Raw genomic sequence first — 25,848 nt, 5'->3', positions numbered from 1 at the left:
ATGGCGGTCGGGAGACGAGGGTGGCCGCCGAGCGTCGACGGCCACGCACCACGGCGAGTCGTCGCCGGCCGCCGGCGAACCAAACGGGTTTTAACGCCCGGCGCGAAATCCCCGGTAAGGTAGATTATCTATGCAGATGCCACGCCGATTCAACACGTACTGCCCGCACTGCAACGGGCACTTCGAGCACGAGGTCGAGAAAGTGCGTCGGGGCCGCGAGACGGGCATGAAGTGGATCGACCGACAGCGCGAGCGCAACACGTCCACCATCGGCAACGCCGGGAAGTTCTCGAAGGTGCCCGGTGGCGACAAGCCCACGAAGAAGACCAACCTGAAGTACCGCTGCTCCGAGTGTGGGAAGGCCCACATGCGCGAGGGATGGCGCGCCGGCCGACTGGAGTTCCAGGAATGACTGGGGACTTCAAGAGCGTCGAGTGTGCCGACTGTGGCAACGAGCAGACCGTCTTCGGCAAGGTCGCGACGACGGTGAACTGCGCGGTCTGTGGGAGCACACTCGCCCGACCGACCGGCGGCCACTCGGAGTTCGAGGGCGAGGTCACCGGCACCGTCGAGGCACGCTGATATCTCCACCATGAAGTACAGTGGCTGGCCCGAGACGGGCGAACTCGTCGTCGGCAAGGTCGACGAGATCACCGACTTCGGCGTGTTCGTCGACCTCGAGGAGTACGAGGACAAGCGCGGTCTCGCCCACATCAGCGAGGTCGCCAGCGGCTGGATCAAGAACGTCCGCGACCACGTCCGCGAGGGACAGACGGTCGTCGCGAAGGTGCTCGACGTGGACGAGGGGTCCCAGCAGATCGACCTCTCGATCAAGGACGTCAACGAACACCAGCGCAAAGAGAAGATCCAGGAGTGGAAAAACGAGCAGAAGGCGGACAACTGGATGGGCATCGCCTTCGGCGAGGACGTCTCCGACGAGCGCTACCAGGAGGTCGCGGATGCCCTGCTGGCGGAGTTCGAGAGCCTCTACGACGCCTTCGAGACGGCGGCGATCCGCGGCGAGGACGCCCTCGACGGGATCGACCTCGACGAGGAGACGATCGAGACGGTCGTCTCGACCGCCCGCGAGAACGTCTCGGTGCCCTACGTCAACGTCACGGGCTACGTCGACCTCGAGTGTCCGAACGCCGACGGCGTCGACGACATCAAGGCGGCGCTCCGGGCCGCCGAGGGCGACGGCGGCGTGAGCGACGAGATCGAACTGTCGGTCTCCTACGTCGGATCGCCGGAGTACCGCATCCAAGTGCGCGCACCCGACTACAAGACCGCGGAGTCGGAACTCGAAGCCAGCGCGGAACGTGCCCGGGCCGCCATCGCCGAGGCCGGCGGCACCGGCGAGTACCACCGCGAGCGTCGCACCGACGAGGAATGAAGTCGGACATCCGAGTGTGTAGCGAGTGGCGGTCCGCACACGACCGACCGGTGTACACCCTCGGATCGGACTGTCCGACCTGTGGCGCGGCGGCGGTGAACACCGCCCCGGCGCCGTTCGACCCCGCCGATCCCTACGGGGAGTACCGACGCGCTCTTAAACGCCGGGACCGGGAGTAGGGCGTATGGACGCCATCGATATCGAGACGGTCGCGGAGCCGACGCTGTCGGATCCGGTGCTCATCGAGGGGTTGCCCGGAGTCGGCCACGTCGGCAAACTCGCCGCGGAGTACCTCCTCGAGGAGTTCGAGAGCGAACTCGTCCGGCGGGTGTACGCGGACGAGTTCCCGCCACAGGTGAGCATCGACGAGGAGGGGGTGGCGGACCTGGTCCACGCCGAATTTCACGCCGTCGAGACGGACGGACGTGACCTCCTCGTCCTCACCGGCGACCACCAGGCGGGGAGCAACGCCGGACACTACCACCTCACCGAGGCGTTTCTCGACGTGAGCGAGGACCTCGGCGTCGAGGAACTGTTCGCGCTCGGCGGCGTCCCGACGGGCGAACTCATCGAGGAGTACCACGTCCTGGGAGCGGTGACCGACGCCGACCGGATCGACGACCTCGAGGCCGAAGGCGTCGAGTTCCGGGAGGACGAACCCGCCGGCGGCATCGTCGGCGTGAGCGGCCTGTTGCTGGGACTGGGCGCGCGTCGCGACGTCGACGCCGCCTGTCTGATGGGCGAGACCAGCGGCTACCTGGTCGACCCCAAGAGCGCCCGGGCGGTGCTCGAAGTTCTGGAGTCGCTGCTCGAGTTCGACCTCGACTACGAGTCCTTGGAGGACCGCGCCGACGAGATGGAGGAGGTCGTCGGCAAGATCCAGGAGATGCAAAACCAGGGAGCACAGATGCCCACCGACGACGACCTCCGGTACATCGGCTGAGGACGAGAGTTTCTTTATCTCGGACGCGTAAGGAGAAAGCGTGTCGCCGGAGTGGTTCAGCCTCGTGCCGCCGTGGTTGCTCGTCGGCGTCGCCATGGGTATCACAGCGATCGCGGTCGTAGCCGGTATCTTCGTCGCCGGCGACCGCCTGTATCCCACACCACGGACCGAGCGGTCCCGGCGGATCGACGGCACCGATCGCCGGCGGACCGAACTCCGGACGTATCTGGGACGCATCGGCGAGCGCTACGTGGAGGACGCCACGGTCCACGGGGAAGCCGTCGCCTTCCACCTGCCCGAACGGGAGGTGGCCATCACCTTCGATCCACAGGCGTACTTCCGGATCGAGGAGGCGGGCACGTACGCCGTCCTCTGTGAACACGAGATGCCCGGCTCCCAACTCGGCCGCCGCTTACCGTTCGAAACTCCGGTCGACGGACACGGCCATGGAGGGGCCGAGCGGGGGGGGACGGCGACCGGGTCGGTGACGGCGGCGTTCTCGCGGTTGGGGCTCCAGCCCACCGCCGACGCCGACGAGGTGAGGGCGGCCTACCGCGAGCGAGTGAAGGAGGTACACCCCGACCACGGCGGCGACGGCGAGGACTTCCGCCGCCTGCAGGAGGCGTACACGACGGCCAAGGAGCACGCGGACTGACTTTTTGTCCGTCCGGTCCCTTCGATTACCATGCCGACCACGACCGACGGTCCCGAAGGCGTTCACACGGCCGGCCGAGCGGCGTACCTTCCCGCAGCCGAGGCCGTCGTGGTCGCGGACCTCCACGCCGGGCGGGCAGCGGCATCGAACGTCGGACTCCTACTCGACGAGCGGGCGGGCCTCCGGGACCGCCTCGGTCGAGTCGTCGAGGCGACCGATCCGGAGACGGTCGTCTTCGCGGGGGACCTGCTCCACCGGTTCGGCGACCCGACGCCACGGGCAGTGGGAACGATACGGTCGCTCGCGGGGCTCGTCCGCGCGGCGGGGGCCCGGCCCATCGCCGTCGCCGGCAACCACGACGGCGGCCTAGCCGCGGCGTGGCCGGGTCCGGTCCACGACGCCTATCGGCTCGGCGACGGGACGGTCGTCTGTCACGGACACGACTCCCCCGAGATGGCGGGCGGTCGGTACGTCTGTGGTCACCTCCACCCCGCGCTCACGGCCGCGGGGCGCAAGCGGGACTGCTTTCTCGCCGGGGATGGACAGGTCCGCGGCCGACCGGTGTTGGTTCTGCCGGCCTTCTCGACGTTCGCCCGGGGGCTGCGGATCGAGCGCCGGGAGCGGATCGACTCGCCGCTGGTGACCGACCTCGACACGCTCCGTCCGGGCGTCGTCGACGACGACGCGGGGGAGACGCTGTGGTTCCCGCCACTGGGCGAGTCGCGGCGGCATCTGGGGTGGTAGGATTTAATTCGGCGGAGCGCCTCGGTCGGGGTATGCGACGGTCACGCCGACCGAGGCACCGGTCGAACGGACCGACAGCCGCGAGCGTGGGGTGGCCGACGTGAACGACGACGGGGAGTTCGTCCGGGTCCTCGACGAGGACGGTGTCCCGGTCGACGAGGACGCGGTGCCGGACCTGACCGACGAGACGCTGTTGGACATCTACCGCGACATGCGCTTGACCCGCCACTTCGACGAGCGGGCGATCAACCTCCAGCGCCAGGGACGGATCGGCACCTTCGCCGCCGCCGCGGGACAGGAGGGCGCACAGGTCGGCTCGACGTACGCGCTCGACGACGACGACTGGATTCTCTACCAGTACCGCGAACACGGTGCGGTGGTCGTCCGCGACTTGGACGCCGACTACGTGTCGTACTGGATGGGCCACGAGTCGGGGAACGCCGGCCTCGCCGACAAGCACGTCTTCCCGCTCAACATCGCTATCGCCGACCACCTTCCCCACGCCGTCGGGATGTCGTGGGCGTCGAAGCTGAGCGGTGACGACGGCGTGACGGTCGCTCACTTCGGCGACGGCGCGACCAGCGAGGGCGACTTCCACGAGGCGATGAACTTCGCGGGCGTGTTCGATACGCCGACGGTCTTCTTCTGTAACAACAACGGCTGGGCCATCTCCCACCCGGTCGAGCGCCAGACGGCGAGCGACACCATCGCGGTGAAGGCGGACGCCTACGGGATGGAGGGTGTCCGAGTCGACGGGATGGACCCGCTGGCGTGTTACAAGGTGACCAAAGAGGCGGTCGACCGGGCGCGCGACCCGGCCGAAGGGGAGACCAGGCCGACGCTGATCGAGGCGGTCACCTACCGCTACGGCGCCCACACGACGGCCGACGACCCGTCGGCCTACCGCGACGACGAGGAAGTCGAGCGCTGGAAGGATCGGGACCCGATCGACCGGTTCGAGGCCTTTCTCAGACGGACCGGCCGCCTCGACGACGACCTGGACGCCGAGATCCGGGCAGGGATCGAGGACCACGTCGCGGCCGTCATCGAGGCCGCCTCGGACGTCGAGACTGACCCGACGTCGATGTTCGATCACACCTACAACGACCTACCGCCGGCACTCCGGCGTCAGCGCGCGGGATTCCTCGATATTCTCGACCGGTACGGCGACGAGGCGTTCCTCCGGGACTAAGCGTCGCTTTCGCCGTCCGAACCGTCCGACTCGTCGGGCGACGACCCCGTCTCCACCCCGCTCCAGTCTCCCGACTCCGCCGCCTCCGTGAAGTGGCGCTCGATCCGCTCGAACGCCTCGCGGGTGGCCCGGACCTCGGCGATCAGTTCGGCCACCTGGTCGGCGCTCGCCGGAGGCGTGTCCGCGTCGCCGCCGGCGTCGGCCCCGCGGGTGCCGTCGTCGCCCCGCCCGCGACCGGACCGTGTCCGCTGGAGGTCGGTGATGTGGTCACGAACGGCCGGAGCGTCGGGGATACCGGAGAATGATATCTCGGCGCCGCTGCTGCCGGCAGTGCTGATCGAGATGGTGCCGTAGTCGAACTGCTTGCCCCAGAAACTTCGGCTGTACTCGGTGTTCTGGATGCGGTCGATGTCGACCGTCTCGATGTTGGTCGAGAAGACACCGGTCTTGACGTACAGCGACTGGGTCGTCACGACGTAGTCCGTGTTCTGGATTCGGTAGTAGGAGAACGGGACCCCGAGGAGGACCAGGAAGCCGATGAGCACCAGCGTCAACACGAACCCGGTCGCGATGGTGCCGTAGAGCGTCTCGACGGCGGGTCGGCCGATCCAGACGACTTCCTCGTCGGGGTCGAGCGACAGCCACTCGGGGTGGTCGGACTCGCTCATCGGTCGCTCACCGCCACTTCGAGTCGGTCGGCCGCCTCGTGGAGCGCGTGGAACTCCATCGACAGCGTGTCGGCGGTCGCCGCGTCCAGTCCGCTCGGGGCGTCGTGGGACCGTCCCGATCCCACTAGTCGACGGAGCCGTCGTCTGACGGGTTCGGGGTCGTCGAGGTCGGACAGACGGAGGTCGACACCCCCGGAGCCGGCGGTGCTGATCGAGATGGTGCCGTAGTCGAAGAGGTTCCCCCACAGATCCTTGTTCAGCGCGGTTCGTTGGACGGTGTCGAGACCGAGGCGGGTGACGGTGGTCGACCAGACGCCGGTCTTGCGGTAGACGCTCCGCTCGGTCAGGACGTACTCGACGTTCGCCGTCCGGAGGTACGCACCGGCGGCGACGGCGATGGCCGGCAACGAGAGGAGGACGGCGCCGCCGACGAGGACGACCCGCGGAACCGAACGGGTCGGTCCGGGAGAGACGACGGCGACGGCGACGAGGAGGGCGATCCAACACGACGACGCGGCGACGGTCGGGAGGACGCGCCGGAGTCGGGGCGCGCCCCGCCAGACGACCGCCTCGTCCGTACGGGTGGGGAGCCAATCCGGGCGTGGTGCCATACGGTCGTCTCGGACGGCCCGGATATTAAATCACGCGTCGCCGTCGGCTGGGAGGAGCCGTTTGGCGAGGCTGGCGAAACGCTTGTGGGCGACGTTCACCGAGAGGCCGGTGAGAAACGCTATCCCGCCCACGACCGGCGTCGGGGCCGACGCACCGCCGTCGATTCGGAAGAACCCGAGCAACAGATACGATCCGGCCGCGAGGGGGAGGGCGGCAACGAGGCGCACGCCGTCCTGGAGCAAGTCCCCGACGCTCCGGCCCTCGTCGTCGATGAGGGCGGTGAAGACGTAGCCGAACCCGCCGACGAGGGCGAAGAGGTAGACGTACGGCGGGACCCGCGCGGCGTCGAGGATGCCGTAGTCCGCCGGGAACACCGATCCCGCGACGCCGTTGACGGTGCCGAAGAACACCCCTGCCGAGACAGCGACGACGACGACGGAGACGACGACGTAGCACGCGACGAGACCCCGCCGAATCAGGGGTCGCGTCGGACGCAGGGCGTCGATTCCCCCCTCGTTCCACGTCGTCAGCCAGTGCCACCCCGTGCCGACGGAACAGCCGACCCGGTCGGCGGCGTCCGCCACCGCGTCGCCGGCGTAGAGACTCCGGACGAACACGAGGCGACGGACGAACTCGGGGTCGTTCGCGTCGCTGATCGTCGCCGTCAGTTCCTCCGCCGGGATCGGTCGATCGACGTCCGGTGGCTCCCCGCTCATCGCCAGAAACTGTAAACTGAAAAATAAAAAATGTTGAGGTGTGATCGGACGGGTCGTCCGCGGTGGTCGGCCATCACTCGCCGCGCTGGCGGTACCAGACCCGTTCCTCGACGGGCGACCCGTCGTCCAAGTCTGTCGAGAAACAGGTCGCGGACGGCGAGGGTGACGACGAGTTCTACCGAGTCGCCGTCCGGCGACCGGACCGCGACGACGCAGTGGCCGTCCCGGCCGTCGGTGGTCGACACGGAGATTGCTCGCCCAGCGGTACAACTGTTCGGGTCGGTCATCCGACGGACACGCCGTTCACGCGCGCAGCCACCGTTATTTCCGGGAAGTAGCGGCCGTGGAAGTCGAAGGGTGCGGCGTGGGGGAGCGTCGCCCGCGCCCGTTCGGCGAGCGTCCCGCCGTCGAGGACGAGCAGTCGCGACCGGTCCGTATCGGGATCGAGCACCACGGTGAGGACGACGCCGTCGTCGACCGCGTCACCCGGGCCGGGGACGAATATCGGTTCGCCGAAGTACGCGCCGCCGTCGGTGTGTTCGATCACGTCTCCCGTCTCGGTGTCGACTTTCAGGACGCCGCGGGCCCAGTCGGTGGCCGGTTGGTCCATGCTCATCGCGTAGACGTACTGGTGGGGGCGACACCACCGGGCGGGCGATACCGTTGGCAGTGCGGTCCCGTCGGCGTACAGCGTCTCGCGGGAGACGGTCGCGTCGTCGACGCCGTAGCGGTTCCCCCCGAGGTCGACGGTGAAACGTTCCAGTCGGCCGGCGATGGCGCCCAGGTCGCCCTCGCGGAGTTCGTCGAGGTAGAGGTCGCCGATACCGCTCGCGTCGGGCACGGTTTCGAGGTCGAAGACGATCTGCCGGCCGCCGTCGCGTTCGAACGCGTTGACGTGGTGGAAGCCGAAGAGGGGGTCCGTCGTCGGCGTCGCCACCACCTCGCCAGTCGTTCGGTCGAGGACGACGATCCGTGTGCCGCGGTCGGGCTGCCACTCGAACTGTTCGATGAAAGGTGGCTGTCGCCCCGGGCGGAAGAATTGGGTGGGATCGACCCGCAGGGGGAACTCGGTCAACACGACGTACCGAGGGGTGAGCGCGAAACTGTGCATGTACGCCGGGGCGTCCGTCGCGACGCTGCCGACGTGGCGACGGTCGCCCGCGGGCGTCCGGGTGTGGACGTGATACTGATGGGTTCGGCCGAATCCGGTCTCGACGTTCAGGAGCGTCCCCGTCGCCGGGTCGCGTTTCGGGTGTGCACAGGCGAGTTGCCCCGTCGGGGCGGAGCCGTCGTACTCGTCGTGGCCACGCGTCCCCAGCGTGTTCGGGTCAACGACGACACGGCGCGGTGACTCGGTCAGAGCGAGATACCGATCACCGACCCGTTCGACGACGATGTTCGTGTTGTCGTACGGGTCGGAGAGTAGCGACCGGAGTCGGTCCCGAAGCGTCGTCTCCCCCGTGGCGAACCCGCCGGTGAACTCGCCGTCGCGGGCGGCCCGATAGGCGTCGGTCCGGAGGAACCGGTTGCGGTAGTGGACGGTGTCGGTGGTCCCACCGTCGGCGTCGCTCCGGCCTCGGTCGCCGGGGTCAAACGTAAAGCGGTAGCACACCGCGAGACCGTCGAACCAGTGGTCGACGGCGCTGCCGTCGGGCATCTCGAAGGCACCCGGTCCGGCACGGAGGAGGCTCCCGGTCAGCCAATCGGGGAGCGATCCCTCGACTTCGAGGGTAGCGGCGGCTTCGTCGTGGAGCGAGTGAAAGCCAGGCTGTGGACACACGGTGGGAGTGTGGGATACGGTCGACTAAACGCTACCGCCGACGACCCGACTGACGTACTCGACGAGGGCCGAGAGACCGACGAACAGGACGCCGACGAGTCGAACCCGGCGGACCGCGTTCGGCCGAGGGTCGAAGTCGACGGCGAGAGTCCTGTCGTATCCCCACCGGGCGGCCGCGAGGATCCGGTCGGCGAACACGAGGTGAGCGACGCCTGCAACCAGTCCGAGGACCGACAGCAACCGGAGGCGAGTGCGGAGCGACACCATCACCGGTACCTGGGACCGAGCACGTATGACCGTTCGGTCCGCGGGGTCGAAGACACGCTTTTGTCCGGCGACGACCGACCAAAGACCGTGCTCGGTTTGCGCTACGTCGCCTGCGAGGACTGCGACACCGTCGCCGCCGTCCCCATGGCGGCATCGAACACCGCGACGGCCGCCTGCGGACGCTGTGGGTCGATGGCTCTCACCGACCTGACGGGCCGGTTCCGTGGTCCCACGTACTTCGCGGACGTGGACTGAGCGGACGGATCGGGGACGCTACCGTCGGTCGGCGACGGTGACGGCCCACCAGCCATCTATCGGGCCGTCGAACATGTGCTCGGGGACCAGTGGCGCGGGAACGGGCCGGAAGCCACCGTCCCGCATCGCGCCGATCCCGGGGTAGCGCTGGACCGGCCGCCCGGCGGAGTCGACGACCCGGATCTGCTTGTCGCGGTCCCGCGCGTAGGCGTACGGAACGGACCCGCGACGGGCAGTCGAGCGCGTCGACGCCGTCGAGGCGGGTGACGACGGCGCCGTCTGCGTGCAGTTCGAGCCACGGGTCGTCGACCGACCGTTCGGAGTCCGCCGCCCCCGCGGTGGTCGACTCGCGCCACCGGAGGGAGGTCCCGGCGGGGACGGCCGCGTACCCACCCTCCGCGAGCGGAACCCGACCCGAGCCAGCGTGGAACGTCCGGCCGCGGTCGGCGGCGGCCCGAATGCCGACAGGATCGGTGAGCAACGCCTCGATCCGCTCGGCGGCGTCGCCGTCGGTGACGACGAACGACGCCGTCCGGTCGTGTCGATGGTCGTTCCAGAGTCGCGAGAGGACGAGCGTCGGCGAGGGCTCCCCGATCGGTTCGACCGCGACCGGACGGTCGGCGGTCGGAAGCGGGAGGCTAGGGTCGACGGCGGCCCCGGCGTCCGGTGTCGCAATCGCGGGTGGCTGTCCGCCGCTCTCCGGGCGGACGATAGACATCTCCGCTCGCCGACAACGGTCGACACCGGCCTCCACTAGCGCGTCGTGCACTGCCCGGGATCGGTGGGTGGTGGGGAAATACGTTGCCCAGCGTGCGGCGGGACGGGATTACAGGTCGCCCCGAACCGCCGCGGCCGCCTCGCGCCCGCTCCGCATCGCGCCTTGGATCGACGACCACGCGGTGTAGTCGCCGGCGAGGTACACCGCGCCTTCGGGGTCGCGGGGGTCAGGGAGGTCGTCGTGGACGCCGGGTGGCTGGTCGAACTGCGCGAACTCGATCCGGTCGGTGTGGACGCGTTCGAGCCCGTCGAACAGACGTTCGGGGTACCACGACGCGAGAGTGTCGCGGGTCGCCTCCCGGAGCGTGTCCGGGTCGGCGTCCAACGCGTCGTCGCCGAGGAAGGTCGCACCGAGGAGCGTCCGGTCGTCGGGGGCGTACGTCGGCGCGACGGTGGAGAGCGGGACGACGACGTTCGGGTGACCGTCGGCCGCGTTCAGGTGGATCTTCCGTCCGTCGATCCCACTCCCGTCGGGGAGGGCGTAGTAGCCCGTCACGGCGGGTCGAGCGGCGGTGGGGATGGCGCCGACGCCGGTGAGACGGCGCGCGGTCCGGGGGTCGGTGGCGACGACGGCGGCGTCGACGGTCCGGACGTCGCCCTCGGTTTCGACGGTGACCGTCCCGTCGGCACCGCCGTGTGGGTCGACGACGGCGACGGGGTCGTCGAGGCGGAGGGTCGCCCCTGCGTCGCGGGCGCGGTCGGCCAACTGCTCGGGGATGGCCCCCATGCCGGACGCGGGGAGGGCGATACGGCCCTCGCTCATCGCCTTGAACGTGTACTCGAAGACCCGTTTCGAGGTCGACAGCGTGCGGTCGAGGGTGATGCCGCCGTAGAAGGGGGCGACGAAGTTGTCGAGGTAGCGCTCCGTGAACCCCCAGTCGCGGAGGTAGTCGTCGATGCGGGCGTCCGGGCTCTCGAATATCTCCGTCTCGTCGCGGTCACCGACGTGTTGCCGGAGCGCGAGCGTCCGGAGTTTGTCGGTCGTCGACACCTCGCGGTTGAACAGGCTGTCGGTGAGCGAGAAGGGGTCACGGAGCGGGTCGGAGAGCGTCGACCGCTCGCCCGGGCGGGCGATGACCGCACCCGGCGAGAACGACTGCAGGTCGAGGGCGCCGAGGTCGAGTTCGCGCCGGACGGCGGGGTAGGCGGTAAAGAGCACCTGGAAGCCACGGTCGAGCGTGAAGCCGTCCAAGTGGCGGGTTCGCACCCGGCCACCGACCGTCTCGCGTCGTTCGAAGACGGTCACGTCCGCGCCGGCGTCGGCGAGGTGTCGCGCGGCGACGAGGCCGGCGAGTCCCGCACCCACGACGGCGACCGACGATCGATCGTCCATGTCGGGCGGTCGGTCGGCGGGACCAAAGAACCCATGGACAGGGATTTGCCGCTCCGGTCGCAACCGCCGTCATGGACACCGCCGACGCGTTCGTCGGACTGGACTGCACGGCGACCGGCGACCGATACCCGACGACCCACGTCGGCCGCGGCGACGCCGGCGCACCGCTCGATCCGGTGTACGACCTCGGAGCCGTCGATCCCGACTCGCTCCCGACCGCGCCCGACTCGATGTGGGGGTACGACGCCCTCCTCCCCGTGCCGGCCGAGTGCGCCGTCTCGGCGGGGGAGGGGGCGACGCCGTCGCTGCCCGCGGACGGCCTCGCGGCCGATCTGGGCGTCGACACGGTCCGCCTCAAGGACGAGGGGCGCAACCCGACTGGGACGGTCCTCGACCGTGGGCTGTCGGTCGCGACGACGATGGCGCGGGCACACGGCGCCGACCTCCTGGCGCTCGCGGCCCCGGGTAACGCCGGCCAATCTGCGGCGGCGTACGCCGGCCGGATCGGAACCGACTGTTACGCCTACCTCCCCTCGCGCGCGCCGTTCCCGAACAAGGCGATGGTGAACGTCCACGGCGCGGACATGCGCGTGATCGGTGGCCGGTATCCGGACGCCCTCGCTGCGCTCGACGAACTGGAGCGGTCGTGGTACTCCCTCCAAGAGTTCACGACGCCCTACCGCCACGACGGGGCGAAGACGCTGGCGTACGAGGTGGCCGCGGAGGGTGGTTGGACGGCCCCGGACGCCGTCGTCCTCGCCGTCGCGACCGGCGAGGTGATCGCGGGTGTCGAACGGGGATTCCGTGATCTCGTCGACCTCGGCCTGACCGATCGGGTCCCCCGCCTCTACGCCGTCCAGCCGGAGGGGTGTGCACCCGTCGTCGAGGCCGTCGACGAAGACCGGCCGGTCGAGGCGGTCGAGCATCCCGACACCATCTGTGGCGAACTCGAACTCCCCGATCCGGCGGGCGGCGAGATGGCCCGCGACGCCGTCGTATCGACCGGTGGCGGCGCGGTCGCCGTCCCCGACGACGACCTGCTGGAGAGTGCGGTGGCGCTCACCCAACGGCTGGGAATCGAAGTGGGTGCGACCGGCGGCGCCGCCGCCGCGGGAGCGTGGGCGCTCACCGACCGGGACGCGTTCGACGCCGACGAGACGGTGGTACTAGTCAACGCCGACGCCGGAGTGAAGACCGCCGACGTGCTCCGGAGCCACCTGATGGGACAGGGAGTCTGACGAATTCGATCGTGGTCGATACTCTATTCGGTACGTCAGACTTATGAATTAGACCCGTCTAATCCAGACGACAGATGCTCAGCGACGCGATGGAGGACTACCTCAAGGCGATCTACCGACTCCAGTCGGAGGGCGGCGCGCCGGTGTCGACCTCCGCCATCGCCGAGGAGGTGGGGAAGACAGCCCCGACGGTGACGAGCATGGTGCAGAACCTCGCCGATCGGGGGTTGGTGGAGCGCGAGAAGTACAAGGGGGTCGAACTCACGCCCGAGGGGGAGACGGTGGCCCTGGAGGTGGTTCGCCACCACCGACTGCTGGAGGCGTACCTAGCCGAACACCTCGACTACTCGTGGGTCGACGTCCACGAGGAGGCGGACATCCTCGAACACCACATCTCCGAGGAGTTCGAACGGCGGGTCGCGGACGTCCTCGACGACCCCGCGGTCGACCCTCACGGCGACCCGATCCCGGGGGCGGATCTGCGGCCGCTCGACCGCGACGAGACGACGCCACTGAGCGACCACGAGGCGGGTGATCACGTGGTCGTCAGCCGGGTCCGTGACCGAGACGAGGCGGAGCTCGCCTACCTCGACGACGCGGGCATCCGGCCGGGGACGCCCCTGGAGGTGGTCGACGTGGCTCCGTTCGGGATGGTGACGGTCCGGATCGACGACGACGAGCAGAGCCTCCCGGAGGGGGTCGCGCGAACGATCCGGGTTCGTCCGGCCGGGGCCGACCGCACGCCGACCGAAGGGGTGACCGACGCGTGACGGGCTGGGTCGAGATCCTCACCGTCGCCTTCGTCGCCCAACTCGTCGTGTTGCCGGGCGAGAAGGTGCAGTTCATCATCGCCGGACTGTCGACTCGGTACAACCCGCTCGTCGTCGTCAGCGCCGCGGGCGCAGCCTTCGCCGGCTGGACGGCCCTAGAGATCCTCTTCGGGGAAGCACTCCAGCGGGCGCTCCCGCCGATCGTGCTGGACGCGTTCACCGCGGCCCTGTTTCTCGTCTTCGCGGTCCTGCTCTACCGCTCGGCCCCCTCGGGTGGCGATCCCGAACGAGTCGACCCGACGGCGACCGACGGGGGGATGGCAGCCCTCCCCGGGGAGTTCGAACCGACGGTGTTCGGCCGGGAGGTCCCGGACGCACTCGGGGGATTTCTCCCCATCTTCGTCATGATGGCCGCCGGCGAGTTCGGCGACAAGACCCAGCTCGTGACCATCGGGCTAGCGGCCCAGTACGGCGCACACCCCGCAATCTGGGCGGGCGAGATGCTGGCGATCATCCCCGTGAGCCTCGCGAACGCCTTCTTCTTCCACAAGTTCGCCCACCGCCTCGACCTCCGGAAGGCCCACCTCTTCTCCGCGGCGCTGTTCGGGTTCTTCGCGACCGACACCGCGCTGAGCATCGTCACCGGGTTCTCCGTCTGGGAGACGGTCGTCGACGTCGTGGCGACGGCCGTGACGGGACTGTTCTGAGCGTTCGGAAGCGTTTTTCACCGGCCGTCGCGAGAACCCCGACGTGTCGAGTCCCCTCCCCTCGCTCGTCGCCGGCGTCGTCTTCGGCCTCGCGCTCGCGGCCCCGCCGGGCCCCATGAACGCCGTCATCGCCTCGGAGTCGGTGGAGAACGGCTGGTTCGCGGGGTTCCGGACCGGTCTGGGCGCGATGAGCGCCGACGCGATCTTTCTCGTCGGCTCGTTGCTCGGTGTCGTTGCCTTCGTCGAGCGGTTCCCGACCGTGCGGGCGGTGATGATCGGGGTCGGCGGCCTCCTCATGCTGTACTTCGCGTACGACGCGGCGGCGGGCGTGACGAGTGGGATCGTGACGGACGGGCGGACCGCGCGGGCGACCACCGGCTTCCGGAAGGCGTTCGTCCTCGCGCTCACCAACCCCTACCAGATCCTGTTCTGGCTGACCATCGGCGTCGGTCTCCTCGAACCCGGGGCACTCGACGTCCTCTCCTATACCCCCTACGTGGGGAACGACCTCGCCGGGTGGTTCGTGGTCAGGACGGGGAGTCCCGCGTTGCTCGTCGGCTTCTTCGGCGGCATCGGCCTGTGGATCACCGGCTTCCCGGCGGCGCTCCGGGCGGCCCAGCGCCGCGTCGACGCCTTCGCCCCGGTCGTCGCCGGGGTGAGCGCCGTCGTCCTCGGTGGCTTCGGAGTCGTCTTCCTCGTCGATGCCGTCCGAGCACTGGCCTGATCCTACTATCGCCGCTGAGGCGGTCAAACGAGAGCATAATCCACTCAAATCAGTGACCGCCTCATTCCTTATCCCAACGCTACCCCGTTCGGGGGATGCCAATTTATATAGTATTACCAACTATTTTCCCGTAGAGAATGACCGATCCAGACAAGTCGCCGGGGGACCGACGGAGTTTTCTCAAGACCGTCGGAGCAGTCTCGACAGCACTGACAGCAGGCTGCACGACATCGGTGGGGGGCTGGGAAGTCGACGTGAGCAAGAAATCCGACCAGCAGAGACGACAGACGACACAAACTCCGAGGAGTACGCCGACAAGCACACCGACGAACACGCCGGCAGCGAACGGGACTTCGCTGGGAAACGTATCCGTGTACGTCACACCGGTAGAGCCGTACGACCCAGGGCAGACGCCGAAACCCACGATCAGGTACGACCTAACCGAGTTACAGGTCGAGGCAAATCGAGTAGACGACTTGGCTTCGGGCGGTGCGAACGATTTAGAATTGGTCGGATCATTGATTTTGGGCACCAGTGCGGAGGTGAAGTCGGCCTGGACTGGACGTGCCTGGTTTAGGCGGAAAGATTCGGCTTTGACACTCAGAGAAGGGGAATCTCAGATGCTCAATATGTCGGTCAAGCCATTGACTATTATTATCTACGACCTCGATTATTCCGAACAAAAGTATCTCACATTCGCAGGAAAGCTTTACGACCGGGACGGTCTAGAACCGGAAGATGAGCCCGACTCGCTAGGATTTGAATCTCAATCACATCCGGTCGGAGAGGGGGCCCCAGCGGGCGACCACAGTATAGTGTTCAGTACTGGCAAGAGCAAAGTTACGGTCCGCTACAGTATCTCCGTCAGCTGAGTCGGTACGTCGCGACCAGTTGGTTCACAACACGTTCGACAGCAGTCGGATCTCTATGGTGAATCGCCGTTCGACGTCGTTCGAGACCCACCCTCTCGGGATACTGTGTGGTGTTCGAAAGCGAGAAAGGAACACGGTAGGGCCGAGTACCCACGCGAATCGCAAAGTCGAGTGTCCGCTCTTGCTCCACAAACGCCAAGTCGACCCACTCGGCAGGGTCGCTGAAGCGGTCGATCTCGGACATAGGACACGCGGAATTCGACCGCCTCGTTCCTGATTCGACACGATCCAGCGGTTGTGGCCAAACGTTTATAAATTGTTGAAATATTGGTAGTAACGACCCTATGAGCGAGTTGATCGGCCTATTTATCGGAGGTCTCGGGGGAGTTATGTTGTTCAAGGGGGTGAAGACATTCCACGCGACTACCAGGCGAGACGCGTATGAACCCGCCACAGCACAGGTCCTCGACTCAAGACTCGAGACGAACGTGAGGGGGCAGGGCCAATACTGGCGACGGCTCATCGACTGGGGGTTGGAAACGGACCCCAACAGAAAAGGCAAAAGGACGATTTACGTCCCCAAAGTCAGGTACGAGTACACGGTAGAGGACGAGACTTACACCAACGACAGCCTCTATCCGGGGCCGGCTAGGTCGGGGTCGAGTTCAAAAGAGAAACCACGGGAAATTCTACAACAATATCCGGAGGGAAAGACGGTCGACGTATACTACGACCCCAGCGACCCCACCCTCTCGTTTTTGGAAAACAAATCACGGAATCGACAGGCTGTGACGACTACGGTCATTGGGGGTGGTATTTTGCTTTTCGGACTCGCGCTGATATTCGGGATACCACTGTAGCGCTGCTGGCCCCGGATATGGGGTCGTCCGACGCGCTGTGTCGCTCTCGGGAGATACACTCTATGCCACCCTTATTGCCGCTGAGGAGGTTAAACGAGGGTATGATCCACTCAAATCATCGACCGCCTCGTTCCTTATCGCAACGCTACCGATCCCACCGGGCGAGAGTATTTGCCCGCCCGGTCCCGACGGTCGGGCATGCACCCGGACCACTCGCCGATCGACTCGGCGCTCGGTGACTGCGACGGCTACTTGATCGACGCCGACGGCACCGACTCCACCCAACGGTACCTCTCGGGGTTCGACGCGCCCGATCCCTTCGTCACCTGTTATACGCCCGACGGCGTCTCTCTCCTCGTCTCCGGGCTGGAGTACGGCCGGGCGAACACGGAGGCCGAGGCCGAGAGCGTCGCCCGGCTGTCGGCGTACGACTACCGCGACCGAGTCGGCGAGGTGGGTCGCGCCGAGGCGCGGGCCGCAGTCGTCGCGGAGTGGCTCGCCGACCGCGGCGTTTCGAGTGTGTCCGTCCCCGAACGGTTCCCACTCGGCACCGCCGACGGCCTGCGCGAGGCGGGGGTGGCCGTCCGCGTCGACGACTCCGACGCAGTCACGCGGACGCGCGCCGTCAAGACGTCCGAAGAGGTCGACAACGTCCGCCGGGCACAGCGCGCGAACGAGCGGGCGATCGGGACCGCCGAGGACCTCCTCGCGTCGGCGAGCGTCGTCGACGGCGTTCTCCACCACGACGGCGAACCGTTGACTAGCGAACGGGTCAGGCGGGCCATCGAGCGGACGCTACTGGAGGAGGGGTGTGCGCTGGACGAGACCATCGTCGCCTGTGGGGCCGACGCGGCCGATCCCCACGACCGCGGCTCCGGACCGCTCGAAGCCGACGAACCGGTCGTCGTCGACGTCTTCCCGCGCGACAAGGAGACGCGGTACCACGCGGACACGACGCGGACGTTCCTGAAGGGGGAGCCGAGCGAGCGGGTTCGGGAGTGGTTCGACCTGACCGACGAGGCCCGACGGGCCGCCCTCGACGCCGTCGAACCCGGCGTCACCGGCGCGGCCGTCCACGACGCCGCCTGCGACGTCTACGAGGACGCCGGCCTGCCGACCCTCCGGAGCGATCCGGAGACTGCAACGGGGTTCATCCACAGTACGGGCCACGGCGTCGGCCTCGACGTCCACGAGTTGCCCCGCATCGCCCCCGACGGCGAGGAACTTCGACCGGGCAACGTGATCACGATCGAACCGGGGCTGTACGACCCCGAGGTGGGCGGGATTCGCATCGAGGACCTCGTCCTCGTCACCGAGGACGGGGCGGAGAACCTGACGGAGTACCCGGTCGAACTGACCGTATAGGATCGCAAGGCACTTGCTCGAAGTCGACCGACTGTCGGTGTGAACTGGCGGTACCGGCACACGGTCCTCACACTCTGTACGCTCGCGTTCGCGTCGACGATGCTGGCGCGACTGGTCATCAGTCCGGTCGTGCCGGACGTGACCGCCCACTTCGACGTGTCGACCGGGGCGGTCGGCCTCGCGCTCTCGGGGATGTGGGCCGCCTACGCGCTGACGCAGTTCCCCTCGGGGATCCTCGGCGACCGCTTCGGCGAGCATCGGGTGATCCTCGCCGCGGTGGGCGTGACGGCCGTCGCCAGCCTCGCGCTGTCGCTCGCCCCGACCTTCGCCGCCTTCGCCGTCCTGACGGTCGCACTCGGGGCGGGGGCCGGCCTCCACTACAGCGTCGCCACGACCCTCCTGACGAAGGAGTTCGACGACATCGGGCGCGCCATCGGCGTCCACGTCGCGGGGGGGCCACTCGCGGGCCTGGTCGCCCCCATCGTCGCCACCGCGGTGGCGGTCCGCTACGACTGGCGGGCAGCCATCGCCGTCGGTGCCGGCGTCGCGCTCCCCGCCTTCGTCGCGTTCGCGTGGCGGGTCGACCCGACGCCGGCCGAACGCCCCGGCGAGTCGATGCGCGATCGGATGGCGATCCGACCGCTGATCGGGGTGCTCTCCCGCCCACCGATCGCTTTCACGACCGCCGTGGCCGTCCTCGGAGCGTTCACCTGGCAGGCGACGGCCTCCTTCCTTCCGGCCTTCCTCGTGGACTTCCGGGAGCTATCCGAGACGAGTGCCGGGCTCCTGTTCTCGGCGTACTTCGTGGTGAACGGCCTCGCTCAACCCGCGATCGGACTGGTGTCCGATCGGATCGGCCGCGACGGGGCTGCGACGGCGTCGATGGCGCTCGGCGTCGCCGGCTACGGCCTTCTGGTGGCGGGGCCACGGATGTCGCTCCTCCCCGCAGTCGTCGTCGTCGGCGTCGCGATGACGTGGGGCGCACCGCTCCAGTCGCGCTTTTTCGACAAGTTCGAGGCGAACGAGCGGGGGGCCGCCTTCGGCCTCGTCCGCACCGCCTACATGGTGCTCGGCGCGACCGGGAGCGTCGTCGTGGGCGTCGTCTCGGACGTGGCCGGCTGGGGACCCGCCTACGGCCTCCTCGTGGGCGTGATGGGCGTCGGACTGACGCTGTTGGTGAGCAACCGTGCGCTCGGCCTCGACCTGTGAGTCGCCCCGAACCACCGCACCGAACTCCTTTTGAGCGGTGAGGGGGAACCCACGCGCATGGATCTGCTGGTGGTCGGCGCGGGCGAGATGGGGCGGTGGGTCGCCCGGACCGTCGACCGGCCCGTCGCACTCGCCGACGTCGATCCGTCGACGGCGGAGCGGGCGGCCGCCGGCCTCGACGGCCGCGTCCGGGCCGTCCCCGCCGACACGGAGGAGACCTTCGACGCCGTCTGTCTGGCCGTCCCCATCTCGGTCGTCGGCGAAGCCGTCGAGCGCTACGCCCCCCGCGCCGAGCGCGCGATGTGCGACGTGACGGGCGTAATGACCACGCCGGTGGAGGCGATGCGGGGGGCGCTCCCCGACCGCGAACGGGTGTCGATGCACCCGCTGTTCGCCGCGTCGAACGCGCCGGGCAACGTCGCCGTCGTCGGCGACGCGCCGGGGCCGGTGACCGACGCCCTCCTCATGGACGTGATGGCCGCGGGCAACCACACGTTCGAGACGACCGCCGCGGAACACGACGAGGCGATGAAGACCGTCCAAGCCGGCGCACACACGGCCATCCTGGCGTACGCGCTCGCCGCCGGGAACGTCCGCGAGGAGTTTGCGACGCCCGTTTCGGCCGCGCTGGAGGACCTCGTGACGACGGTGACGGGCGGGACGCCGCGGGTGTACCGCGAGATACAGGAGACGTTCGAGGGGGCCGACGCCGTCGCCGAGGCCGCTCGCCGGATCGCCGACGCCGAGGGCGAGGCGTTCGACGACTGCTACCGCGAGGCCGGCGAATGATCGACCGCGAGGCCGTCCGGTCGAACGCCAAGTACCTCCGCCAGGTGCGCCCGATCGACCCCGACGAGATAGCCGACTACGTCGAGGGGAGACCCCACCCGGCCGTCGTCCGGCGCGTCCTCCGGGAGGAGGCGTACGACCTCGCGCTGTTCGAACGCGACGACGGGACCTTCGTCCCCGCCTCGACCGACCCAGTCCCCGACCCCGAGTGGAGTCCCGAGCGCCTCCCCGACCGCTACGTCGAGGCGCTCGAGGATCTGCTGGTCGAGCGCCACGGCGCGAACTGGCACCGCGGCGAGAGCGGCGACCGACTCCGCGAGACGATCCGGCGGCTGAAGGCCGACTACTACGCGCAAAACCCCGTCGAGTACGACGACGAGGTGGCGCTGGGCTACGCGATCTACCACCTCCCGAACTACTACGCCGCGGTGGGGTACGCCCTCGACGACCTGGTCGAACGGTCGCTGCTCCCCCGCCGCCTCCGCGTTCTCGACGTCGGCGCGGGCGTCGGCGGCCCGGCACTGGGTCTCCTCGACTACCTCCCCGACGACACCGTCGTCGACTACCACGCCGTCGAGCCGAGCGCCGCCGCCGACGTCTTGGGGGCGCTCCTCTCCGGAGGCCGCCGGAACGTCCGGACGACGATCCACCGCGAACCCATCGAGACGTTCGACCTCGACGCCACCGGGCCGTTCGACCTCGTTCTCTGTGCGAACGTCCTGAACGAACTCGACGACCCCGTCAGCGCCGTCGAGCGATCGCTCGACGCCCTCGCCGACGACGGGACGCTGCTGGCGCTCGCGCCCGCCGACCTCGAAACTAGCACCGGGCTCAGACACGTCGAGCGATCGGTCGTCGAGAGCCGCGACGCGACCGTCTACGCGCCGACGCTCCGACTGTGGCCCGACTTCGAGCCGTCGGATCGGGGCTGGTCGTTCGACGAGCGTCCGTCGGTCGAGGCACCGACCGTCCAGCGCCGTCTCGACGAGGCCGGTGGGGGCGACGGGACCTTCCGCAACGAGACGGTGAAGTTCTCCTACGTCCACCTGCGGACGGACGGCGAGCGACGACTCGGCGTGCGGGCCACCCCGTCGCGTCACGCCCGCATGGCCGACATGGAGCGCCACGTCACCGAACGGATCGACCTGTTGGCGGTGAAACTCAGCCGGAACCTCGCGGACGGCGGTAACCCCCTGTTCAAGGTCGGTGACGGGAGCGAGGGCGAGGAGTGTTACGCCGTCTCGACTCGGGAGTCCGGGCTGAATCGCGACCTCCTGACGGCCGACTACGGAGCCGTCCTCCGGTTCGAGAACGCGCTCGCACTCTGGAACGACGACGAGGGAGCGTACAACCTCGTCGTCGACGACGAGGCGGTCGTCGACCTGCTGGGCTGAAAGGCACAAGCGGTGCCCCTTTCTCGCCGGCGTCCTCACGGCACCTATGGACGAGGACGAGCCACACGTGCTGTTGACGAACGACGACGGGATCGACGCCGTCGGCTTCCGGGCGCTGTACGACGCGCTCTCGGAGTTCGCCGAGGTGACGGCCGTCGCACCGAGGGACGACCGGAGCGCCGTCGGCCGCGCGATGTCCCACGAGGTCGACGTCGAGGAACACGGCCTCGGCTACGCCATCCACGGGACGCCCGCCGACTGCGTCGTCGTCGGACTCGAGGTGCTCTGTCCCGACGTGGACCTCGTGGTCGCGGGCTGTAACACCGGCGCCAACCTCGGTGCGTACGTCCTCGGTCGATCGGGAACGGTCAGCGCCGCCGTCGAGGCCGCCTTCTTCGACGTGCCGGCCATCGCAACCTCGCTGTACGTCCCCGGCGGTGACGGCGAGTGGCAACACGCCGCGGACAGCCCGCACCACTACCGCAACGCGACGGTCGCGACGGCCTACCTCGTGAAGCACGCACACGGTGCCGGCGTGTTCGACCAGGCCGACTATCTGAACGTCAACGCGCCGATCCACGAGGAGGGCGACGACCTCGCGGACCTAGAGGTGACCGAACCGTCGACGCTGTACGACATGCGCGCCGCGCGTGACGGCGAGCGGATCAGCCTCACGGACAACGTCTGGGCACGGATGCGCGACGACGACCTACCCGACCCGCAGGGCACCGACCGCCGAGCGGTCGTCGAGGGACGCGTCAGCATCTCGCCGCTCACCGCACCCCACACCACCCGCCACCACGAGGCACTGGACGCACTGGCGGAAACGTACCTCGGCTGAGCGAGGGGACGACCCTGCCGGACCGACCGGCACGACAATACCTATGCCCGAGGCAGCGGTAGTCGGGACCGGATGGATCCAGCGATCGTCGGGTTGTTGCGGAGCAACGCGGGCCACGCGGCGGCGTTCGGCGGGCGGTTCGACGGGGTTCAGGGCGGCCAACGACCGGTCGCCGTCTCCGTCTCCTGTTCGGACTCGCGGGTGTTGCAAGACGAGATGTGGGGCAACGACGAACCCGGCCGCATCTTCACGTGCAGCAACATCGGCAACCGCGTCGTCCAGCGGACCGACTCGGGAGACGTCGTCTCCGGCGACGTCCACTATCCGATCGCCTATCTGGACACGAACGTCGCCCTCGTCGTCGGCCACACCGGGTGTGGCGCGGTGACCGCGGCGTACGACTCTCTGACCGACGGCGTCGAGGCAGCGCCGGGCGTGGCCCACTGTCTCGATCTGCTGGCCGTGGGACTCGATCCAGCGTACGAATCGCTCCCGGCCGATCTGGGCCGGTCAGCGTCGATCAACCGACTCGTCGAGCGCAACGTCGACCGGCAGGTCGCGGCGCTCGTCGGGAGCGACGACGTGCCGGCCGAGGTCCGGGTCGTCGGCGGCGTGTACGACTTCCAGGACGCGTACGACGACGGCGACCGGGGGGAGATCCACGTCGTCAACGTCGACGGCGAGCGGCGGGCCTCGGAGCTACGTGCGGCGTACCCGGAGATACGTGCGCGGATCGACCGGCTCTGGGAGTACTGACGGACGGTTAGCGGCTCTCCCGCTGCTCCACCTTGTTCAACTCGATGAGCAACCGGAAGATGGCCTTTACGAGGTTGGCGTCGACGTCGAAGGTCTCCGCGTTCTCGCCCGCCCGCTCCATCACGCGGGCCTCCTGTGACTCGTCGGTCGTCGGGAGGTCCCGCTCTTCCTTGACGCGCGCGACCGTCCCCGCGACGTACGTCCGTCGGGCGATGAGTTCGACGAGTTCGCGGTCGATCTCCTCGATCTCCTCGCGGAGTTCGTCCAGGGACATCTCCTCGGTCGCATCGCTCATGCTATCACCCGTGCGCCGTCCGTTCGTGTCGTGGTCATCCATGTGTCACCCTCCCGTCGTTCCCAGTTGTTTCGCACCCGCTCCAAGTCCACCCGCTCCCCGACCGCGACGACGCTCGGGCCGGTGCCCGACAACGACACGCCCGCGGCGTGGGGCATCGCCTCGACCGCCGGGTCGGTCGGGAAGCCGAGCGCTGCGGAGAAGGCCAGTCCGTTGACCGTCATCGCCTCGGCGTACCGGCCGTCGAGGGCGAGGTCGGCGACGAGGCGTGCCATCGGCGCGACCCGTTCGCACCGCTCCACGTCGGCGTCGGCGCTGAACGCGCGGGCCGGCGGCGTCCACACGAGGGCGTCCCAGTCGACCGCCTCGCGGGACAACAACCCGTCCTCGGCGTTGTCCGTGACGGTGACGCCGCCGAGCATGCTGGCGCTCGCGTCGTCGAACGCGCCGGTGACGGTGACGCCCGCGTCGCGGGCGGCCGCCACGCCGATCCGACAGGCCGTCTCGTGGTCCACCGCGTCGTCGTCGTCGCCGACAGGCACCGAGAGCGCCGAGAGCGTCGCGAGCACCGTCGCGTTCGCGGCGGCGCTCGAACTCTTCAACCCCGCAGCCATCGGCACCTCGCTCTCGGTGCGGACGTATCCACCCTGCCCGTCGCCGAACCGCTCGACGACCCGCTCCACGCACCGGCGGATCAGGCGGGTGTCGGCGTCCGGCGCGCCGTCGACGTCGCCGTCGACGGTACCGGAGTCGTCGAGGTCGACCGACGCCGTCGTCTCCGCGTCGATGGCGAACGCCGACCCGACCCCCGTCGCCAGGGCGTTCAGGACCGTGCCCGCACCGAGTGCGGCGGCCTCGCCGTGCATATCGAACCCCCCGCGGAGCGGACAGTTATGTGTGCCGGTTAGCGGACGAACAGCGACCCCAACGCGCCGGCGACCCCGCCGGTCACGGCGGTGGCGACCCCCGAGAGCAGGAGTGGCCCGACCGCCCCGCCGAGGGCGTACGTCTGCCCCGTGCCGGCCCCCGAGGGAAGGGAGAGGCCGACGAGTCCGACCCCCGTCATGACGAAGAAGCCGATCAGCGCCCCGGCGGCGGCGACGCCCGCAGCCACCGTCGGGACGGCGAAGCGCGACCCGGAGAGCAGACCGAGCGCCGCGGCGAGGACGGGAGCGGCGAAAAACAGCGTCACCGTGGTCTGGAACGTCGAGAGCGCGACGAAGACGGGGCCGAAAGTCGCGGGATTCGACCCCGTGGCGGCGGTGACGAACTGCGTCCGTGCCCAGTCGACGGTGACGAATCCGACGGCTCCGAGGGCGACGCCGACCATCGCGAACGTCGCGACGATCAGGCCGATCTGCCGGCGTGCCGACGGGAGCGTACTCGTCGACACGTCAGGGTTGCCAGAGCCACAGGCGGTCAAGCGGCTCGGTCCAGTCGACGCGCTCTTCCCAGGCGACCTCAGAGGGGGCGGCGACGAGGACGAACCGGCCGGCCTGAATCAGGAACGCGTAGGTCACGTCGCCGTCGGCGGCGTAGTAGATTCGGTGCCAGCGGTCGCGGCCGAAAGAGTACGCCCCCTCCCGGCTGACGGACGTGTCGAGGAGCGTGTCGACCGCCTCGCCGGCGGCCGACACGTCGGCGTACCGCTGGACGAACACCGAGGTGTGCTCGTAGTCCAGAGGTTCGAGGTCGGTCGGCTGGGACGAAGCGTCGGGAACGGCGTAGCTCACGGCGTAGGCGAACCCGGTGCGCCGGGTCGCCTCGTCGACCGCCTCGAACGCCGTCCGCTGGGTGGCGAGCAGTTCTCGCCCCTCGTTCGTGTCGGCGTCGGGGTCCGCGCCGAACGGTTCGCGGTCGATGTACCGCGGCCCGGCGTACGCGTAGCCGGCGTACCCCGAGGAGTGACGGACCTCGAACAGTCCGGGTGGGGCCTCGTCGTCGTCTTCGTCGTCCTCGTCGTCGTCCGCGTCGGCGGTGTCGTCGTGGAGAGAGCGGTAGAGCGTGGAGTCGATCTGGCGGTCGGAGAGCACCCGCCGAACGAACAGGCCGCTTCGGATCCCCCGGAGGTACTCGTAGAGGCGGTCGAGTTCCTCGTCGACGCGGTCGAGGTCACCCCGACGGCCGAACCGCTCGATCGTCGAGACGTGGCCGTCGATCTGGTCGCGCATCTGGCCGGGAATACCGAAGTGACCGCCGAGTTCCGCGTCGGCCGTCTCGACCGCGCGGTCGGTGGACGTGCGGACCAGTCCGAGGCTGTTGGCGTCGAACTCCGAGCCGTCGCGGACCCGCTGGACGGTCGCCATCGCGTTGCCGAGGACGCGCTGGTAGGTGTCGATGGCGGCGTCGTACTCCGTCCCGAACCACTCGATCTCCCCGTAGACGCGCTCCACTTCGGCCGCGAGTCGGCGGTTGGGGACCGACGGCTCGGCCTGTTCGACCTCGTCGTCGGTGGCCGACGGCTCCACATCGTCGGCGAGGGGTTCCCCGTCCGGCGCTCGGGCGGTCCCGGTCGGTGACGTTTCCGTCCCGGGGTAGTCGACGTTCGACCGCCCGGTCGAGAGACAGCCACCGAGGGCGACGCCCGCGCCGGTGCCGAGCAGTGCCCGGCGTGACAGCTCCATGTCCGAGTCAACGGAACCGGCGGGTAAATAATGTACGGCCCCGTGTCCGACAGACTCAACGGGGGGCGA

Annotated in this window: 33 protein-coding genes; 22 read left to right on the top strand and 11 right to left on the bottom strand. The window is 68.9% G+C overall.

All coding sequences use genetic code 11. The annotated features are described in order from the left end of the window. The first annotated feature begins 130 nt into the window (after positions 1–130). The 8 genes from NBT81_RS06380 (at position 131) to pdhA (ending at position 4,927) form a co-directional block, all read left to right on the top strand. A complete protein-coding gene (locus NBT81_RS06380) occupies positions 131–412 on the top strand; it encodes a 50S ribosomal protein L44e (RefSeq protein WP_092631957.1) in 282 nt (93 codons plus the stop codon). Further along, positions 409–582, top strand: coding sequence for a 30S ribosomal protein S27e (locus tag NBT81_RS06375; protein WP_338741897.1), 174 nt, complete (start codon positions 409–411; stop codon positions 580–582). Before NBT81_RS06380 ends, NBT81_RS06375 begins: the two co-directional genes overlap by 4 nt. A 10-nt stretch (positions 583–592) precedes the next feature. Continuing rightward, positions 593–1,393 carry a translation initiation factor IF-2 subunit alpha gene (locus tag NBT81_RS06370; protein WP_338741896.1) on the top strand — a complete coding sequence of 267 codons (801 nt, stop codon included), beginning with the start codon at positions 593–595 and terminating at the stop codon, positions 1,391–1,393. Continuing rightward, the gene (locus tag NBT81_RS06365; RefSeq protein WP_338741895.1) at positions 1,390–1,572 is read left to right on the top strand and encodes an RNA-protein complex protein Nop10; all 183 of its coding nucleotides are present in this window, start codon (positions 1,390–1,392) and stop codon (positions 1,570–1,572) included. Before NBT81_RS06370 ends, NBT81_RS06365 begins: the two co-directional genes overlap by 4 nt. Positions 1,573–1,577: 5 nt before the next feature. After that, positions 1,578–2,336, top strand: coding sequence for a proteasome assembly chaperone family protein (locus NBT81_RS06360; protein WP_338741893.1), 759 nt, complete (start codon positions 1,578–1,580; stop codon positions 2,334–2,336). A 40-nt stretch (positions 2,337–2,376) separates the two neighbouring features. Then, positions 2,377–2,991, top strand: coding sequence for a J domain-containing protein (locus NBT81_RS06355; protein WP_338741892.1), 615 nt, complete (start codon positions 2,377–2,379; stop codon positions 2,989–2,991). A 30-nt stretch (positions 2,992–3,021) separates the two neighbouring features. Next, entirely contained in the window at positions 3,022–3,735 is a 714-nt protein-coding gene (locus NBT81_RS06350; RefSeq protein ID WP_338741891.1) for a metallophosphoesterase, read from the top strand. A 100-nt stretch (positions 3,736–3,835) separates the two neighbouring features. After that, complete coding sequence (pdhA, locus tag NBT81_RS06345; protein ID WP_338741890.1) at positions 3,836–4,927, top strand: pyruvate dehydrogenase (acetyl-transferring) E1 component subunit alpha; 1,092 nt, start codon at positions 3,836–3,838, stop codon at positions 4,925–4,927. Here pdhA and NBT81_RS06340 read toward each other — a convergent pair. The 5 genes from NBT81_RS06340 to NBT81_RS06320 all read right to left on the bottom strand — a co-directional run bounded on the left by NBT81_RS06340 (position 4,924) and on the right by NBT81_RS06320 (position 8,970). Continuing rightward, complete coding sequence (locus tag NBT81_RS06340) at positions 4,924–5,595, bottom strand: PH domain-containing protein (RefSeq protein WP_338741888.1); 672 nt, start codon at positions 5,593–5,595, stop codon at positions 4,924–4,926. The two genes, pdhA and NBT81_RS06340, sit on opposite strands and share 4 nt — an antisense overlap. Then, a complete protein-coding gene (locus tag NBT81_RS06335; RefSeq protein ID WP_338741886.1) occupies positions 5,592–6,206 on the bottom strand; it encodes a PH domain-containing protein in 615 nt (204 codons plus the stop codon). The genes NBT81_RS06340 and NBT81_RS06335 overlap by 4 nt, the downstream gene beginning before the upstream one ends. 30 nt (positions 6,207–6,236) lie before the next feature. Further along, the gene (locus NBT81_RS06330; RefSeq protein WP_338741884.1) at positions 6,237–6,923 is read right to left on the bottom strand and encodes a helix-turn-helix domain-containing protein; all 687 of its coding nucleotides are present in this window, start codon (positions 6,921–6,923) and stop codon (positions 6,237–6,239) included. 283 nt (positions 6,924–7,206) lie between these two features. After that, entirely contained in the window at positions 7,207–8,703 is a 1,497-nt protein-coding gene (locus NBT81_RS06325; protein WP_338741882.1) for a carotenoid oxygenase family protein, read from the bottom strand. Between the two features lie 24 nt (positions 8,704–8,727). Beyond that, positions 8,728–8,970 carry a hypothetical protein gene (locus NBT81_RS06320; RefSeq protein WP_338741880.1) on the bottom strand — a complete coding sequence of 81 codons (243 nt, stop codon included), beginning with the start codon at positions 8,968–8,970 and terminating at the stop codon, positions 8,728–8,730. An 87-nt stretch (positions 8,971–9,057) separates the two neighbouring features. Here NBT81_RS06320 and NBT81_RS06315 point away from each other — a divergent pair, with 87 nt between their 5' ends. Then, positions 9,058–9,225, top strand: coding sequence for a hypothetical protein (locus NBT81_RS06315; protein ID WP_338741878.1), 168 nt, complete (start codon positions 9,058–9,060; stop codon positions 9,223–9,225). An 18-nt stretch (positions 9,226–9,243) separates the two neighbouring features. Here NBT81_RS06315 and NBT81_RS06310 read toward each other — a convergent pair whose 3' ends face one another. Continuing rightward, entirely contained in the window at positions 9,244–9,618 is a 375-nt protein-coding gene (locus tag NBT81_RS06310) for a hypothetical protein (RefSeq protein ID WP_338741876.1), read from the bottom strand. Positions 9,619–9,649: 31 nt separating this feature from the next. On the opposite strand from NBT81_RS06310, the gene NBT81_RS06305 reads away from it, so the two are divergent. Further along, positions 9,650–9,982, top strand: coding sequence for a hypothetical protein (locus tag NBT81_RS06305; protein WP_338741875.1), 333 nt, complete (start codon positions 9,650–9,652; stop codon positions 9,980–9,982). Positions 9,983–10,051: 69 nt separating this feature from the next. On the opposite strand, the gene NBT81_RS06300 is transcribed toward NBT81_RS06305, so the two are convergent. Next, positions 10,052–11,335, bottom strand: coding sequence for an NAD(P)/FAD-dependent oxidoreductase (locus NBT81_RS06300; RefSeq protein ID WP_338741873.1), 1,284 nt, complete (start codon positions 11,333–11,335; stop codon positions 10,052–10,054). A 71-nt stretch (positions 11,336–11,406) separates the two neighbouring features. On the opposite strand from NBT81_RS06300, the gene NBT81_RS06295 reads away from it, so the two are divergent. From NBT81_RS06295 to NBT81_RS06240, 12 genes are all read left to right on the top strand, one after another. Continuing rightward, complete coding sequence (locus NBT81_RS06295) at positions 11,407–12,573, top strand: pyridoxal-phosphate dependent enzyme (RefSeq protein ID WP_338741872.1); 1,167 nt, start codon at positions 11,407–11,409, stop codon at positions 12,571–12,573. A gap of 74 nt (positions 12,574–12,647) precedes the next feature. Then, positions 12,648–13,343, top strand: a complete 696-nt coding sequence (locus tag NBT81_RS06290) for a metal-dependent transcriptional regulator (protein ID WP_338741870.1) — start codon at positions 12,648–12,650, stop codon at positions 13,341–13,343. Next, entirely contained in the window at positions 13,340–14,050 is a 711-nt protein-coding gene (locus tag NBT81_RS06285; protein ID WP_338741868.1) for a TMEM165/GDT1 family protein, read from the top strand. The genes NBT81_RS06290 and NBT81_RS06285 overlap by 4 nt, the downstream gene beginning before the upstream one ends. Positions 14,051–14,093: 43 nt before the next feature. Beyond that, positions 14,094–14,774, top strand: a complete 681-nt coding sequence (locus NBT81_RS06280) for a LysE family translocator (protein WP_338741867.1) — start codon at positions 14,094–14,096, stop codon at positions 14,772–14,774. 137 nt (positions 14,775–14,911) lie between these two features. Next, entirely contained in the window at positions 14,912–15,646 is a 735-nt protein-coding gene (locus tag NBT81_RS06275) for a hypothetical protein (RefSeq protein WP_338741865.1), read from the top strand. Positions 15,647–15,990: 344 nt separating this feature from the next. Beyond that, entirely contained in the window at positions 15,991–16,506 is a 516-nt protein-coding gene (locus NBT81_RS06270; RefSeq protein ID WP_338741864.1) for a DUF3592 domain-containing protein, read from the top strand. Positions 16,507–16,704: 198 nt separating this feature from the next. Further along, a complete protein-coding gene (locus tag NBT81_RS06265) occupies positions 16,705–17,871 on the top strand; it encodes a Xaa-Pro peptidase family protein (RefSeq protein WP_338741862.1) in 1,167 nt (388 codons plus the stop codon). A 39-nt stretch (positions 17,872–17,910) separates the two neighbouring features. Then, entirely contained in the window at positions 17,911–19,080 is a 1,170-nt protein-coding gene (locus NBT81_RS06260) for an MFS transporter (RefSeq protein ID WP_338741861.1), read from the top strand. 57 nt (positions 19,081–19,137) lie between these two features. Further along, entirely contained in the window at positions 19,138–19,869 is a 732-nt protein-coding gene (locus NBT81_RS06255; RefSeq protein ID WP_338741860.1) for a prephenate dehydrogenase/arogenate dehydrogenase family protein, read from the top strand. Next, the gene (locus NBT81_RS06250) at positions 19,866–21,263 is read left to right on the top strand and encodes a small ribosomal subunit Rsm22 family protein (RefSeq protein WP_338741859.1); all 1,398 of its coding nucleotides are present in this window, start codon (positions 19,866–19,868) and stop codon (positions 21,261–21,263) included. The genes NBT81_RS06255 and NBT81_RS06250 overlap by 4 nt, the downstream gene beginning before the upstream one ends. A 46-nt stretch (positions 21,264–21,309) precedes the next feature. Continuing rightward, positions 21,310–22,104 (top strand): 5'/3'-nucleotidase SurE, encoded by a 795-nt coding sequence (gene surE / locus NBT81_RS06245; RefSeq protein ID WP_338741857.1) that lies wholly within the window; start codon positions 21,310–21,312, stop codon positions 22,102–22,104. 72 nt (positions 22,105–22,176) lie between these two features. Further along, positions 22,177–22,860: a carbonic anhydrase gene (locus tag NBT81_RS06240; RefSeq protein WP_338741856.1), complete on the top strand. Its 684-nt coding sequence runs from the start codon at positions 22,177–22,179 to the stop codon at positions 22,858–22,860. A 7-nt stretch (positions 22,861–22,867) separates the two neighbouring features. Here NBT81_RS06240 and NBT81_RS06235 read toward each other — a convergent pair whose 3' ends face one another. Genes NBT81_RS06235 through NBT81_RS06220 form a run of 4 tightly spaced genes read right to left on the bottom strand, consistent with a single transcriptional unit; the run spans position 22,868 to position 25,779 of the window. Then, a complete protein-coding gene (locus NBT81_RS06235) occupies positions 22,868–23,155 on the bottom strand; it encodes a chorismate mutase (protein WP_338741855.1) in 288 nt (95 codons plus the stop codon). After that, a complete protein-coding gene (locus NBT81_RS06230) occupies positions 23,152–24,021 on the bottom strand; it encodes a shikimate kinase (RefSeq protein WP_338741854.1) in 870 nt (289 codons plus the stop codon). Before NBT81_RS06230 ends, NBT81_RS06235 begins: the two co-directional genes overlap by 4 nt. 38 nt (positions 24,022–24,059) lie before the next feature. Beyond that, positions 24,060–24,548, bottom strand: a complete 489-nt coding sequence (locus NBT81_RS06225; protein ID WP_338741853.1) for a hypothetical protein — start codon at positions 24,546–24,548, stop codon at positions 24,060–24,062. A gap of 1 nt (position 24,549) precedes the next feature. Then, positions 24,550–25,779 (bottom strand): hypothetical protein, encoded by a 1,230-nt coding sequence (locus NBT81_RS06220; protein WP_338741851.1) that lies wholly within the window; start codon positions 25,777–25,779, stop codon positions 24,550–24,552. Between the last annotated feature and the right edge of the window lie 69 nt (positions 25,780–25,848).

Origin of the sequence: Haloplanus sp. CK5-1 (genome assembly GCF_037201915.1) — an archaeon.
Classification (GTDB): Archaea; Halobacteriota; Halobacteria; order Halobacteriales; family Haloferacaceae; genus Haloplanus; species Haloplanus salilacus.
Note: the sequence above shows the minus strand (reverse complement) of the source record. Positions and strands in the feature narration are given on the sequence as shown.

What these genes read in the sequence shown, in the direction of transcription:
- NBT81_RS06380 (WP_092631957.1), top strand. Translation starts at nt 131, where the DNA reads ATGCAGATGCCACGCCGATTCAACACGTACTGCCCGCACTGCAACGGG.
- NBT81_RS06375 (WP_338741897.1), top strand. Translation starts at nt 409, where the DNA reads ATGACTGGGGACTTCAAGAGCGTCGAGTGTGCCGACTGTGGCAACGAG.
- NBT81_RS06370 (WP_338741896.1), top strand. Translation starts at nt 593, where the DNA reads ATGAAGTACAGTGGCTGGCCCGAGACGGGCGAACTCGTCGTCGGCAAG.
- NBT81_RS06365 (WP_338741895.1), top strand. Translation starts at nt 1,390, where the DNA reads ATGAAGTCGGACATCCGAGTGTGTAGCGAGTGGCGGTCCGCACACGAC.
- NBT81_RS06360 (WP_338741893.1), top strand. Translation starts at nt 1,578, where the DNA reads ATGGACGCCATCGATATCGAGACGGTCGCGGAGCCGACGCTGTCGGAT.
- NBT81_RS06350 (WP_338741891.1), top strand. Translation starts at nt 3,022, where the DNA reads ATGCCGACCACGACCGACGGTCCCGAAGGCGTTCACACGGCCGGCCGA.
- NBT81_RS06340 (WP_338741888.1), bottom strand. Translation starts at nt 5,595, where the DNA reads ATGAGCGAGTCCGACCACCCCGAGTGGCTGTCGCTCGACCCCGACGAG.
- NBT81_RS06335 (WP_338741886.1), bottom strand. Translation starts at nt 6,206, where the DNA reads ATGGCACCACGCCCGGATTGGCTCCCCACCCGTACGGACGAGGCGGTC.
- NBT81_RS06330 (WP_338741884.1), bottom strand. Translation starts at nt 6,923, where the DNA reads ATGAGCGGGGAGCCACCGGACGTCGATCGACCGATCCCGGCGGAGGAA.
- NBT81_RS06320 (WP_338741880.1), bottom strand. Translation starts at nt 8,970, where the DNA reads ATGGTGTCGCTCCGCACTCGCCTCCGGTTGCTGTCGGTCCTCGGACTG.
- NBT81_RS06300 (WP_338741873.1), bottom strand. Translation starts at nt 11,335, where the DNA reads ATGGACGATCGATCGTCGGTCGCCGTCGTGGGTGCGGGACTCGCCGGC.
- NBT81_RS06295 (WP_338741872.1), top strand. Translation starts at nt 11,407, where the DNA reads ATGGACACCGCCGACGCGTTCGTCGGACTGGACTGCACGGCGACCGGC.
- NBT81_RS06290 (WP_338741870.1), top strand. Translation starts at nt 12,648, where the DNA reads ATGCTCAGCGACGCGATGGAGGACTACCTCAAGGCGATCTACCGACTC.
- NBT81_RS06275 (WP_338741865.1), top strand. Translation starts at nt 14,912, where the DNA reads ATGACCGATCCAGACAAGTCGCCGGGGGACCGACGGAGTTTTCTCAAG.
- NBT81_RS06270 (WP_338741864.1), top strand. Translation starts at nt 15,991, where the DNA reads ATGAGCGAGTTGATCGGCCTATTTATCGGAGGTCTCGGGGGAGTTATG.
- NBT81_RS06265 (WP_338741862.1), top strand. Translation starts at nt 16,705, where the DNA reads ATGCACCCGGACCACTCGCCGATCGACTCGGCGCTCGGTGACTGCGAC.
- NBT81_RS06255 (WP_338741860.1), top strand. Translation starts at nt 19,138, where the DNA reads ATGGATCTGCTGGTGGTCGGCGCGGGCGAGATGGGGCGGTGGGTCGCC.
- NBT81_RS06250 (WP_338741859.1), top strand. Translation starts at nt 19,866, where the DNA reads ATGATCGACCGCGAGGCCGTCCGGTCGAACGCCAAGTACCTCCGCCAG.
- surE (WP_338741857.1), top strand. Translation starts at nt 21,310, where the DNA reads ATGGACGAGGACGAGCCACACGTGCTGTTGACGAACGACGACGGGATC.
- NBT81_RS06240 (WP_338741856.1), top strand. Translation starts at nt 22,177, where the DNA reads ATGGATCCAGCGATCGTCGGGTTGTTGCGGAGCAACGCGGGCCACGCG.
- NBT81_RS06235 (WP_338741855.1), bottom strand. Translation starts at nt 23,155, where the DNA reads ATGAGCGATGCGACCGAGGAGATGTCCCTGGACGAACTCCGCGAGGAG.
- NBT81_RS06230 (WP_338741854.1), bottom strand. Translation starts at nt 24,021, where the DNA reads ATGCACGGCGAGGCCGCCGCACTCGGTGCGGGCACGGTCCTGAACGCC.
- NBT81_RS06220 (WP_338741851.1), bottom strand. Translation starts at nt 25,779, where the DNA reads ATGGAGCTGTCACGCCGGGCACTGCTCGGCACCGGCGCGGGCGTCGCC.